The following is an 11740-nucleotide window of genomic DNA, read 5'->3' on the forward strand; positions in this document are numbered from 1 at the left end:
AGATGAGAGAGGATCTCTTATTTCTTGGAAACATTATCGTGTACTGCTGATGCGGATAGATACATCGAACGCATCAGATATTAAGTGGCCACTAAAGCCTGAGTGATTTGGAATATTTGGCAGGGACGCCGGTCGGATCTGGATTGTGCTGGTCGATTTTGGCCATCCTTAAATCTGAGTTTGTGCTTTTATAAAAACCATACTGGTTTCGGCAGGTAAGGGTGTGTTTATCATTGTATTCAGTAGTGATAATATGGTTACTCATTTCGTGGCGAGTTAGAAGACACAAAACGATATGTGTACCAAGTTGCGTACCAATTTAACAAGCGTGGGTTAAATTGTGAATGCAACTCTTTGAATTCAAACAATAATTGTATATTACATGTGATCTGTCGTGTGGGTCACCACTGTAAATAAGGAATTAGAATGCCCGTAATTACCCTTCCTGATGGCAGCCAACGTCATTTTGACAAAGCTGTTTCTGTGCTTGATGTCGCTATGGATATCGGTCCCGGGTTAGCAAAAGCCTGTATCGCTGGCCGTGTTAACGGTGAGTTGGTGGATGCGACCGATCTGATCGAATCCGATGCGCAATTAGCCATTATTACCACCAAAGACGCCGAAGGGCTGGAAATTCTCCGCCATTCCTGTGCGCATTTGTTGGGACACGCTATCAAGCAGCTGTGGCCAAACACCAAAATGGCGATTGGTCCGACTATCGACAACGGTTTCTATTATGACGTCGATTTGGAACAGACTCTGACGCAGGAAGACCTGGATCTGCTGGAAAAGCGGATGCATGAGCTCGCTGACAAAGATTATGATGTGATCAAGAAGAAAGTGAGCTGGCAGGAAGCTCGCGATATTTTTGCAGCCCGTGGCGAAGAATATAAAGTGGCGATTCTCGATGAGAATATCAGCCGCGATGATCGCCCAGGTCTGTATCATCATGAAGAATATGTCGATATGTGCCGTGGTCCACACGTACCGAACATGCGCTTCTGTCATCATTTTAAATTGCAAAAAACCTCCGGCGCTTACTGGCGCGGCGATAGCAAAAATAAAATGTTGCAGCGCATCTATGGCACCGCGTGGGGTGATAAAAAGCAGCTAAACGCCTATTTGCAGCGTCTGGAAGAGGCCGCCAAGCGTGACCACCGTAAAATCGGTAAACAGCTTGACCTCTATCACATGCAGGAAGAAGCGCCTGGCATGGTGTTCTGGCATAACGACGGTTGGACTATCTTCCGCGAGCTGGAAACCTTTGTGCGGATGAAGCTCAAAGAGTATCAATATCAGGAAGTTAAAGGCCCATTCATGATGGACCGCGTACTGTGGGAAAAAACCGGTCACTGGGAAAACTATGCTGAGCATATGTTTACCACTTCATCGGAAAACCGCGAGTACTGCATTAAGCCAATGAACTGTCCAGGGCACGTACAGATCTTTAACCAAGGGTTGAAATCTTACCGTGACCTGCCGCTGCGTATGGCAGAATTTGGTAGCTGTCACCGTAACGAACCGTCCGGCGCTTTGCATGGTCTGATGCGCGTGCGTGGCTTTACTCAGGACGATGCTCACGTTTTCTGTACTGAAGAGCAGGTTCGCGATGAAGTCAATAGCTGTATTAAGATGGTGTACGATATGTACAGCACCTTCGGCTTTGAAAAGATCGTGGTGAAATTGTCTACTCGCCCGGAAAAACGTATCGGTAGCGACGAACTCTGGACTCGGGCTGAAGAAGATTTGGCCGCAGCGCTGACTGAAAATGGTATTCCGTTTGATTATCAGCCGGGTGAAGGGGCGTTCTACGGACCAAAAATTGAGTTTACTCTGCATGATTGTTTGGATCGTGCGTGGCAGTGTGGTACCGTACAGCTCGATTTCTCATTACCGGGTCGCTTAAGTGCGTCTTACATCGGCGAAAACAACGATCGTCAGGTTCCGGTTATGATTCACCGGGCAATTTTAGGGTCAATGGAGCGCTTCATCGGTATCTTAACCGAAGAGTATGCTGGCTTCTTCCCTACTTGGATTGCTCCGGTGCAAGTTGTAGTGATGAATATCACTGATAGCCAAGCTGAATATGTCCAAGAAGTAACCAAAAAACTGCAAGATGCAGGGATTAGGGTGAAAGCGGACTTGAGAAACGAGAAGATTGGCTTTAAAATTCGTGAACATACGTTGCGTCGGGTTCCATATATGTTGGTCTGCGGCGATAAAGAGATCGAATCAGGCAAAGTTGCCGTTCGTACTCGTCGCGGTAAAGACTTGGGAAGCTTGGATGTCAACGTGGTCGTAGACAAGCTGCTAACAGAGATTCGCAGCCGTAGTCTTCATCAACTGGAGGAATAAAGTATTAAAGGCGGAAAACGAGTTCAACCGGCGCGTCCTAATCGCATTAACAAAGAGATTCGCGCCACAGAAGTTCGCTTAACAGGCGTTGATGGTGAGCAGATTGGCATTGTCAGTCTGAATGAAGCTCTTGAAAAAGCCGAGGAAGCTGGTGTTGATTTAGTAGAAATCAGTCCGAATGCCGAGCCGCCGGTTTGCCGTATTATGGATTACGGCAAGTTCCTCTACGAGAAGAGCAAATCGACGAAAGAACAGAAGAAGAAGCAAAAAGTTATTCAGGTCAAGGAAATCAAATTCCGTCCTGGTACCGATGATGGCGACTATCAGGTCAAACTACGCAACCTGATTCGCTTTCTGGAAGATGGCGATAAAGCCAAAATCACCCTGCGGTTCCGTGGGCGTGAAATGGCGCACCAGCAGATCGGTATGGAAGTGCTTAACCGCGTCCGTAAAGACCTGTGTGAAGATTCTGATCTGGCCGTTGTCGAGTCCTTCCCGACTCGTATCGAAGGTCGTCAGATGATCATGGTGCTCGCACCTAAGAAGAGACAGTAAGGCATTCAAGTAGCAGGTTTCATAGCGCCTTGTGCGGTATGAGCCTGTTCGCCTAGCTAGCTCGTTGTAATTAACAATGCGAAGTGGATATATTCAATGCCAAAGATTAAGACAGTACGCGGCGCCGCTAAGCGCTTCAAAAAGACCGCCAACGGTGGTTTTAAGCGTAAGCATGCTAACCTGCGTCATATTTTGACCAAAAAAGCTACTAAGCGTAAACGTCATTTACGTCCTAAAGGCCTGGTATCTAAGAACGATCTGGGTCTGGTCGTGGCATGTCTGCCGTACGCATAAGTATTTTTGGTTTGAATTAAGACGATAGGAGAAGTACATGGCTCGCGTAAAACGTGGTGTGGTAGCACGTGCACGTCACAAAAAGATTTTAAAGCAGGCGAAAGGTTACTACGGTGCCCGTTCGCGCGTTTATCGTGTTGCATTCCAGGCAGTGATCAAGGCAGGCCAATACGCCTACCGTGACCGCCGTCAACGGAAGCGTCAATTCCGCCAACTGTGGATTGCACGTATTAACGCAGCTGCTCGTCAGAGCGGTCTGTCTTACAGCCGTTTCATCAATGGTCTGAAAAAGGCTTCTGTTGAAATCGACCGTAAGATCCTGGCTGACATCGCAGTATTCGACAAAGTGGCATTTGCCGCTCTGGTAGAAAAAGCGAAAGCAGCGCTGGCGTAAGTCAGAATGAAAGAGGGAGCTTGCTCCCTCTTTTAATCTTTGTAACCTTGGCAAATTTTGTCAGGATAACTAATCAGTCAACAGACTTATCGTTCAACAGCGTTTTGTTATTCGTAAGGTTAGATAATGATGCAATCAGTTATTTTCCGTTTCTTTTTTTACTTTAGCACCTGATTTCAGGAGGCTTGCGCGTAAGAAAAGAAACGAAAAGTAGCGCCGAAGCCTCCCACCGTGGAGGCTTTTTTGTTTCTATACCTCAAGTATGTGCTTGAACCTATTGAACCAAGGTTTCCAATTCTGGCCGCACGCAGTAAAATATGTGTCAGAAGATCAATATCTTGTTGTTCGATAACGTCTAGGCCTCTGTGGGACAGGGCGCAATAATAGAGAGAATTTTTACACAAAACAGTTTTATCCAGCGGTTTAAATAGCAGTTTAATAACTACAAGCGGGCCATACCGGCCAGAGGAAGAGGAAAACAATGCCACATCTCGCAGAGCTGGTTGCCAAAGCTAAAGCAGCCGTAGAAGAGGCCCAGGATGTTGCCGCGTTGGATTTGGTGCGCGTCGAATATCTAGGCAAAAAAGGCCATTTGACCCTCCAAATGACGTCGCTACGTGAGCTGCCAGCCGAAGAGCGCCCAGCAGCAGGTGCCGTGATTAATCAGGCAAAACAAGAGGTTCAGGACGCGTTGAATGCGCGAAAAGAACTGCTGGAATCAGCAGTTCTGAACGCGCGTTTGGCTCAAGAAACTATCGATGTCTCGCTGCCTGGTCGCCGGATGGAAAACGGGGGCTTGCATCCTGTTACCCGTACCATCGATCGCATCGAAACCTTTTTTGGTGAGTTGGGCTTCTCCGTGGCGTCAGGCCCGGAAATCGAAGATGACTATCATAACTTTGATGCGCTGAATATTCCGGCTCATCATCCGGCGCGTGCCGATCATGATACCTTCTGGTTCGACGCAACGCGTTTGCTGCGCACTCAGACTTCAGGCGTGCAGATTCGCACCATGCAGGGCCAACAGCCGCCAATCCGTATTATTGTTCCTGGCCGGGTTTATCGGAATGACTACGACCAAACGCACACACCTATGTTCCATCAGATGGAAGGTTTGATTGTCGACCGCGATATCAGCTTTACCAATCTGAAAGGTACTTTGCATGATTTCCTGCAAAACTTCTTTGAGGAAGACCTACAGATCCGCTTCCGCCCATCCTATTTCCCGTTCACCGAACCTTCTGCCGAAGTGGATGTGATGGGTAAAAACGGTAAATGGCTGGAAGTATTAGGCTGCGGTATGGTTCACCCTAACGTATTGCGTAACGTCGGTATTGATCCAGAGATCTACTCTGGCTTTGCTTTCGGGATGGGCATGGAGCGTTTAACCATGCTGCGTTACGGCGTGACCGACCTGCGTGCATTCTTCGAAAACGATCTGCGTTTCCTCAAACAGTTTAAGTAAGGCGGGTATATCTCATGAAATTCAGTGAATTTTGGTTACGCGAATGGGTAAACCCAACCATTAGCAGTGACGAATTAGCCCACCAAATCACCATGGCTGGACTGGAAGTTGACGGCGTTGATGACGTCGCCGGTGCATTCCACGGCGTGGTCGTTGGTGAAGTTGTGGAGTGCGGGCAGCATCCCAACGCAGACAAATTGCGTGTAACGAAAATTAATGTCGGTGGTGATCGTCTGCTAGATATCGTCTGCGGCGCACCTAACTGTCGTCAAGGGCTGAAGGTTGCTGTAGCGACCGTGGGCGCGGTTTTACCGGGTAATTTTAAGATTAAGGCTGCGAAACTACGTGGTGAACCTTCAGAAGGGATGCTGTGCTCATTCTCTGAACTGGGTATTTCTGACGATCACGACGGGATTATCGAGTTGCCACTGGATGCGCCAATTGGCGCCGATATCCGTGAATATCTGCAACTGAATGATAAAACTATCGAAATCAGCGTTACGCCAAACCGTGCCGACTGTTTGGGTATTCTCGGTGTTGCTCGCGATGTCGCGGTAGTGAATCAGTTAGCTTTGACCGAACCGGATATGAGCCCGGTTGCTGCAACCATCAGCGATACCTTCCCAATTCGCGTGGATGCGCCGCAGGCGTGCCCACGTTATCTGGGACGCGTAGTGAAGGGGATTAACGTTAAGGCCGCTACGCCGTTGTGGATGCGTGAAAAACTGCGTCGTTGTGGTATCCGCTCTATCGATCCGGTTGTTGATGTGACTAACTACGTATTGTTAGAACTGGGCCAGCCGATGCATGCGTTTGACGTGGATCGTATCGACGGCGAAATCATTGTTCGTATGGCTGCAGAAGCGGAAGAGTTGACGCTGCTGGACGGTACTAAAGCCAAACTGAGCGCAGATACGCTGGTTATCGCCGATAAGCAGAAAGCGCTGGCTATGGCCGGTATTTTTGGCGGCGAACATTCAGGCGTTAATGAGGCAACTCAGAACGTATTGCTGGAATGTGCTTTCTTTAATCCGCTGTCCATCACCGGGCGTGCGCGCCGTCAAGGTTTGCATACCGACGCTTCACATCGTTATGAGCGTGGTGTCGACCCTGCGTTGCAACATAAGGCGATGGAACGAGCAACGCGTTTACTGATGGATATTTGTGGCGGTGAAGCCGGTCCGATTATTGACGTCACTTCAGAAGCAGATTTGCCGAAACGCGCCACGATTAATCTGCGTCGTGAAAAACTGGATCGCCTGATCGGTCATCATGTGCCAAGTGAACAGGTTACCGATATCTTGCGTCGTTTGGGTTGCCAGGTGACTGAGCAGTGTGATAACTGGCAGGCAGTTGCACCGAGCTGGCGTTTCGATATGGAAATCGAAGAAGACTTGGTGGAAGAAGTTGCTCGTATTTACGGTTACAACAATATCCCAGATGTGCCGGTAAAAGCAGATTTGGTGATGACCAAACATCGCGAAGCTGACCTACCATTGAAGCGTGTGAAGGCATTATTGGTCGATCGTGGCTATCAAGAAGCAATTACTTACAGTTTTGTTGATCCAAAAATCCAGGCTTTATTGCATCCGAGTCAAGAGCCTCTGATTTTGCCAAGTCCGATTTCCGTGGATATGTCGGCAATGCGCTTGTCTTTACTGACGGGTCTGCTAACGGCGGTGGTTTATAACCAGAATCGTCAGCAATCTCGCCTGCGTTTGTTTGAGAGTGGTTTACGCTTTGTTCCTGATAATACAGCAGATTTAGGTATTCGACAGGACGTAATGCTAGCTGGTGTGATTGCCGGTAACCGCTATGATGAGCATTGGGATCTGGCGCGTCAGCCGGTGGACTTCTATGATTTGAAGGGGGATTTGGAAGCAATTCTGGAGCTTACCGGCAAATTATCTGACGTTCAGTTCCGTGCAGAATCGCATTCCGCACTGCATCCGGGTCAAAGTGCTGCAATTTATTTAGCGGGAGAACACATTGGTTTCATTGGTGTAGTTCATCCTGAACTGGAGCGTAAGCTCGATCTGAACGGCCGAACTGTGGTGTTCGAATTGTTGTGGAATAAGGTCGCAGACCGCGCCGTGCCTCAGGCCAGCGAGATTTCGCGCTTCCCGGCAAACCGTCGAGATATCGCTGTTGTGGTGGCCGAAAACGTTCCCGCAGAAGATATTTTGGCAGAGTGTAAGAAAGTTGGCGCAAATCAGGTAGTTGGCGTAAACTTGTTTGATGTGTACCGTGGCAAGGGCGTAGCCGAGGGTTATAAAAGCCTCGCTATTAGTCTGGTGTTGCAGGATACCGCCCGTACACTGGAAGAAGAGGAGATCGCCGCTACCGTTGCAAAATGTGTAGAGGCGTTAAAACAGCGATTCCAAGCATCCTTGAGGGATTGAACCTATGGCGCTTACTAAAGCTGAAATGTCAGAACATCTGTTTGAAAAGCTTGGGCTTAGCAAACGGGATGCCAAAGACCTGGTAGAGTTATTCTTTGAAGAGGTACGTCGTGCTCTGGAGAATGGCGAACAGGTCAAATTGTCTGGCTTTGGCAATTTTGATCTGCGAGACAAAAACCAACGTCCGGGCCGTAATCCGAAGACCGGTGAGGACATTCCTATTACGGCGCGCCGTGTGGTGACTTTCCGTCCTGGGCAGAAGCTAAAAAGCCGGGTAGAGAATGCCACTCCCAAAGAGTGAGTAATCCGACAAAAAAGGCCGCGTAAGCGGCCTTTTTCTTTTTTAAGCTTATAGCTAGTAGAGCCAGAAATGCGATTTCTCTTTATTCATCCTGGGGAAGCGGTGAAGATCGCGGACACAATCATCGAGATGAAAGCCAACATAATGAAAACCACCCGAATTACGGGAATCACGGGCAACCGTCCAATTCACCGCAGTAGGGGGCCAGCATCGCTAAGGAATTTCTACGCTTTCCTGCCGTGTCTCTCTCGTAGGAAGGCGTCAATGATTGTATTTACGAATAAAATCCGCGTCCTTGCTACACAAAACTTTCACTTGTCCTGCTAACCCCCTAATATCTGTCATTAAACCTAGGCGCCAAGCCTTTTTCTATCTCGGATCATGATCCTGTTTTCCCAGTCATGTTCTGTCAGCAGGATTGCAGAATGTTATGCAGATAAGTCAGACATTTATCTTACTCCAACAGCGCCAGCTGCGGCGGGATCGTCGTTATCTCGGGCTTCTCGCCTGCGGCATGTTACTGGCTCTGTCGCTTGCTCTTTGCGCGGGTGAGGTTTGGATATGGCCCGATCGGTGGCTAAGCGCCGGTGGAAAATTATTTGTATGGCAACTGCGTTTACCTAGAGCATTAGCTGTAATGATGGTTGGTGCCAGTCTGGCGGTAGCGGGAGCCATAATGCAAAGCTTGTTCGAGAATCCGTTGGCCGAACCGGGGTTATTAGGCGTGGCGAACGGCGCTGGGCTGGCGCTGGTGCTGGCGGTTTTATTTGGGCACGGCTTGCTGCCGGTGTGGGTGCTGAGTCTGAGTGCAATTATCGGTGCGTTGCTAATGACCTCGCTGTTACTGGCCTTTGCCCGACGCCGACGTTTAACCAATGCCAGATTGTTGCTGGTTGGTGTAGCTTTGGGGATTGTATGCAGTGCAGTGATGACGTGGGCGGTTTATTTCAGTACCAGTCTGGATCTACGTCAGCTGATGTATTGGATGATGGGCGGTTTTAGCGGGATAGATTGGCGGCAGTGGTTACTCGTGTTGCTGTTATTGCCAGTGGTGATTTGGCTTTGTCTGCAAGGAAGAATCCTGAACTATATGGCGCTGGGAGAACAGCAGGCTCGACAGCTTGGGGTCTCACTTCATCTGTGGCGAAATCTATTAGTGTTGGCTATCGGTCTGCTGGTAGGCACCAGCGTTGCATTAGCCGGTGTGATTGGCTTTGTCGGTCTGGTGATCCCACATATTTTGCGATTAACCGGGCTGACCGATCAGCGATTCCTGTTAACAGGCTGCGCTCTGGCCGGGGCAGGAGTGCTACTGCTCGCCGATGTGATTGCCCGTGTTGCCTTGTTTTCCGCGGAATTGCCGATTGGCGTGGTGACCGCAACGCTGGGAGCACCGCTGTTTATCTGGTTACTGATTAGGGTGAAAAGCGTAGAGTAGTGAACGGATAACCTGCTTATCGTCGCTTCAAGAGGACTTTGCATTAATATCGCTCAAGGTTAATTCGGTAAAGGTTTAGCTCTCTATAATAAAAATTTAACTCTCTACAATAAGGATGACATCCGATGACCGCTCCGATTTATGCAACTGAACTACATACCATCGATCATCAAATGACGTCGTTGAAGGCCTATAAAGGCTCTGTGCTGCTGGTGGTGAACGTTGCCTCCGAGTGCGGACTGACCAAACAATATGAAGGTCTTGAAAAACTGTACAAAGCCTATCATCACCAAGGTTTTGACGTTTTAGGATTTCCGAGCAATGAGTTTGCCGGTCAGGAGCCAGGCAGCGATGAAGAGATCCAGGCATTTTGCCGTGGTACCTTTGGCGTAGAATTCCCGATGTTCAGTAAAGTAGAAGTTAATGGCCCAGGCCGTCACTCCTTGTATCAACAATTAATTTCCGCTAAGCCACAGGCTTTAACGCCTGCGAACAGCGAGTTTTTCCAGCGAATGAGCAGTAAGGGGCGAGCACCAAAACAGGTCGGCGATATATTGTGGAACTTCGAAAAGTTCCTAATTGGCCGGGACGGCACGGTTATTCAGCGTTTCTCACCGGATATGACGCCGGAAGATCCGACAATCATTGCTGCGATCGTTCAGGCGCTGGCTCAGCACTAGTTTTCACTTAACTTATTAGCTAACGAGATTATTGTGACGTTATTGCAACTCAAGGATGTCAGTGTTGCGGGCCGATTGGCCCCGTTTTCAGCGCAGGTTGATGCTGGGTTGCAAATACATCTTATTGGCCCGAACGGCGCGGGAAAGAGTACCTTGCTAGCCTGTGCCGCGGGTGTATTACCTGCCGCAGGGTTTATTTCGCTGGGCGCAATGCCTCTTGCGCAGTATTCCGGCGCTGAATTAGCGCGGTATCGGGCTTATCTCAGTCAGCAGCAGACTTCGGTTAGCCTGATGCCGGTATTTCAATATCTCTCGTTGCATCAGCCCGTAGGTGCGGATTCGGAAGCCGTGGCGATAACCATCGGTTATTTATGTGAAAAATTACGTTTAGCCGATAAGCTGCCGCGTTCTCTCACTCATCTTTCCGGCGGAGAATGGCAGCGGGTTAGGCTGGCGGCTATTTTGTTACAGGTATGGCCAACGGTAAATCATCATAGCCAACTATTACTACTTGATGAGCCAACCAATAGCCTTGATGTGGCGCAAAAAGTTGCGTTAGACGCGCTGCTACGGGAGTTTTGCGCCAGCGGTCGCAGTGTGATTGTCAGCGCTCACGATCTGAATCATAGCTTGCAACAGGCCGACAGAATCTGGTTACTGGCGCAGGGAAAACTGGTTGCGCAGGGCGAAACGCGGGAAGTGATGCGACCAGAGATATTATCGCCGGTTTTTGAGGTGGATTTTCAATTACACAGTTTCAATCAACAGAATTGGATTGTCTGTCAGAGTTAATATTCATTACATTAAATTATTTAGATTGTTAATTATTCAATAATTTAATAGCGGATATAAGATGGCGTTGGCCTAGCTATTATTAGAAGAGGTTGACTCTGTTTTTTCGCTCAATTCAATATAATAACCCAATGGCACCATCGATATTTTATAGATTGGATTATATGTCTAATGCAATTATTGCTTGGTAAGGAAGTCACTCCGTCAAACTTTCTCAGAGGGCCACTATCGGTGAGCCATTTAAGGCAATTTCATCTTATTATTTATGAATTATTGGTTGCTATAGGTTTTGAGGCTCCAGAGATAGCTGAAAATCAAGATATCATTACGTTGACCATTGATGATGCTTTGCAATTAAATCTCTGCGCTATAGATCAAGAATACTGGATGCTTCAGGCCCTTGTGGGTATGGTGAGCAAATTGTCATTAAAGGAAATGATTGGTTTATTGAATAAAAATAGGCCAACAGATTATTTGTGGCAGCCGGTTTTTGCCTTTGATGAAAAAAATGATGTGATCTGTTGGCTACGGCTTCCGCTATATGGAATGGATATACCAGGGTTGTTATCCATAATGGAACAGTTTATTTCAGATGCGCGTATAGAGCGGATAGAGTCGGATGGTTTTTCTCTATAAATGTCTTTTTCTTTATTCTGTTATGAGGGTGCTAGCATGGTGGGTAAACCAATTGAAAACAATGACTATTTAAATATTGGGTTGGGTCTTAAAAGCGAAAAAAATCGGGTGCTTGGTATGGATAATAAAGGCCAGTGCGTAACATTTGGTCGCTTCTCAGCCTACTTACATCCACATCAGGTCAAAAGATTTTTAGTTGAAGCTAAAAAAACTGAGTATGGAGTGAATATCAACGGAACGAAGATAACTTATGGCGCCGTAATTCGTCAGGCGAAAAACTTATCTCATAACGAATATGAGATTGGGCACGTTTTTGATAAAATAAGTCACAAACATCGTTTAAAAAGTCAGCTCATCACTTAAAATACAAAGGCATTTCTACCTTCGTCAAATGAGTCATATGTAGTAAGTAACATGAAATTTCAAGT

Annotated in this window: 14 protein-coding genes and 1 other annotated feature; all 14 genes read left to right on the forward strand. The window is 47.8% G+C overall.

Features of this window, described 5'->3' with window-relative positions; genetic code table 11:
• Window positions 1-106 (forward strand): tail fiber assembly protein (locus AD970_RS20355; protein ID WP_162199327.1); only part of this gene is annotated, 106 nt, incomplete at its 5' end.
• Window positions 107-426: 320 nt separating this feature from the next.
• The gene (gene thrS, locus AD970_RS13550; protein WP_049600033.1) at window positions 427-2355 is read left to right on the forward strand and encodes a threonine--tRNA ligase; all 1929 of its coding nucleotides are present in this window, start codon (window positions 427-429) and stop codon (window positions 2353-2355) included.
• Between the two features lie 3 nt (window positions 2356-2358).
• The gene (gene infC / locus AD970_RS18950) at window positions 2359-2910 is read left to right on the forward strand and encodes a translation initiation factor IF-3 (protein ID WP_002227898.1); all 552 of its coding nucleotides are present in this window, start codon (window positions 2359-2361) and stop codon (window positions 2908-2910) included.
• Between the two features lie 96 nt (window positions 2911-3006).
• Window positions 3007-3204, forward strand: a complete 198-nt coding sequence (gene rpmI / locus AD970_RS13560; RefSeq protein WP_002211834.1) for a 50S ribosomal protein L35 — start codon at window positions 3007-3009, stop codon at window positions 3202-3204.
• 37 nt (window positions 3205-3241) lie between these two features.
• Complete coding sequence (gene rplT, locus AD970_RS13565; protein ID WP_004717737.1) at window positions 3242-3598, forward strand: 50S ribosomal protein L20; 357 nt, start codon at window positions 3242-3244, stop codon at window positions 3596-3598.
• A gap of 125 nt (window positions 3599-3723) precedes the next feature.
• Window positions 3724-3846, forward strand: a sequence feature (Phe leader region).
• On the forward strand, window positions 3728-3772 hold the full coding sequence (gene pheM, locus AD970_RS20570) for a pheST operon leader peptide PheM (protein WP_353739695.1): 45 nt from the start codon (window positions 3728-3730) through the stop codon (window positions 3770-3772). Its footprint overlaps the feature before it by 45 nt.
• Before the next feature lie 233 nt (window positions 3847-4079).
• Window positions 4080-5063, forward strand: a complete 984-nt coding sequence (gene pheS, locus AD970_RS13570; RefSeq protein ID WP_049600035.1) for a phenylalanine--tRNA ligase subunit alpha — start codon at window positions 4080-4082, stop codon at window positions 5061-5063.
• A 14-nt stretch (window positions 5064-5077) separates the two neighbouring features.
• Window positions 5078-7465, forward strand: coding sequence for a phenylalanine--tRNA ligase subunit beta (pheT, locus tag AD970_RS13575; RefSeq protein ID WP_049600037.1), 2388 nt, complete (start codon window positions 5078-5080; stop codon window positions 7463-7465).
• 4 nt (window positions 7466-7469) lie between these two features.
• Complete coding sequence (gene ihfA, locus AD970_RS13580) at window positions 7470-7766, forward strand: integration host factor subunit alpha (RefSeq protein ID WP_004717732.1); 297 nt, start codon at window positions 7470-7472, stop codon at window positions 7764-7766.
• 430 nt (window positions 7767-8196) lie between these two features.
• Window positions 8197-9204 (forward strand): vitamin B12 ABC transporter permease BtuC, encoded by a 1008-nt coding sequence (btuC, locus tag AD970_RS13590; protein WP_049600041.1) that lies wholly within the window; start codon window positions 8197-8199, stop codon window positions 9202-9204.
• 125 nt (window positions 9205-9329) lie between these two features.
• Window positions 9330-9884, forward strand: a complete 555-nt coding sequence (locus AD970_RS13595; RefSeq protein ID WP_049600044.1) for a glutathione peroxidase — start codon at window positions 9330-9332, stop codon at window positions 9882-9884.
• A gap of 33 nt (window positions 9885-9917) precedes the next feature.
• The gene (btuD, locus tag AD970_RS13600) at window positions 9918-10676 is read left to right on the forward strand and encodes a vitamin B12 ABC transporter ATP-binding protein BtuD (RefSeq protein ID WP_049600046.1); all 759 of its coding nucleotides are present in this window, start codon (window positions 9918-9920) and stop codon (window positions 10674-10676) included.
• A 171-nt stretch (window positions 10677-10847) separates the two neighbouring features.
• Window positions 10848-11312: a CesT family type III secretion system chaperone gene (locus AD970_RS13605; protein WP_049600049.1), complete on the forward strand. Its 465-nt coding sequence runs from the start codon at window positions 10848-10850 to the stop codon at window positions 11310-11312.
• A 36-nt stretch (window positions 11313-11348) separates the two neighbouring features.
• Window positions 11349-11675, forward strand: a complete 327-nt coding sequence (locus AD970_RS13610; protein ID WP_157045529.1) for a hypothetical protein — start codon at window positions 11349-11351, stop codon at window positions 11673-11675.
• Window positions 11676-11740: the final 65 nt, after the last annotated feature.

The organism is Yersinia nurmii (assembly GCF_001112925.1).
GTDB classification, from domain to species: Bacteria; Pseudomonadota; Gammaproteobacteria; order Enterobacterales; family Enterobacteriaceae; genus Yersinia; species Yersinia nurmii.

What these genes read in the sequence shown, in the direction of transcription:
- thrS (WP_049600033.1), top strand. Translation starts at nt 427, where the DNA reads ATGCCCGTAATTACCCTTCCTGATGGCAGCCAACGTCATTTTGACAAA.
- rpmI (WP_002211834.1), top strand. Translation starts at nt 3,007, where the DNA reads ATGCCAAAGATTAAGACAGTACGCGGCGCCGCTAAGCGCTTCAAAAAG.
- rplT (WP_004717737.1), top strand. Translation starts at nt 3,242, where the DNA reads ATGGCTCGCGTAAAACGTGGTGTGGTAGCACGTGCACGTCACAAAAAG.
- pheS (WP_049600035.1), top strand. Translation starts at nt 4,080, where the DNA reads ATGCCACATCTCGCAGAGCTGGTTGCCAAAGCTAAAGCAGCCGTAGAA.
- pheT (WP_049600037.1), top strand. Translation starts at nt 5,078, where the DNA reads ATGAAATTCAGTGAATTTTGGTTACGCGAATGGGTAAACCCAACCATT.
- ihfA (WP_004717732.1), top strand. Translation starts at nt 7,470, where the DNA reads ATGGCGCTTACTAAAGCTGAAATGTCAGAACATCTGTTTGAAAAGCTT.
- btuC (WP_049600041.1), top strand. Translation starts at nt 8,197, where the DNA reads ATGCAGATAAGTCAGACATTTATCTTACTCCAACAGCGCCAGCTGCGG.
- AD970_RS13595 (WP_049600044.1), top strand. Translation starts at nt 9,330, where the DNA reads ATGACCGCTCCGATTTATGCAACTGAACTACATACCATCGATCATCAA.
- AD970_RS13605 (WP_049600049.1), top strand. Translation starts at nt 10,848, where the DNA reads ATGCAATTATTGCTTGGTAAGGAAGTCACTCCGTCAAACTTTCTCAGA.
- AD970_RS13610 (WP_157045529.1), top strand. Translation starts at nt 11,349, where the DNA reads ATGGTGGGTAAACCAATTGAAAACAATGACTATTTAAATATTGGGTTG.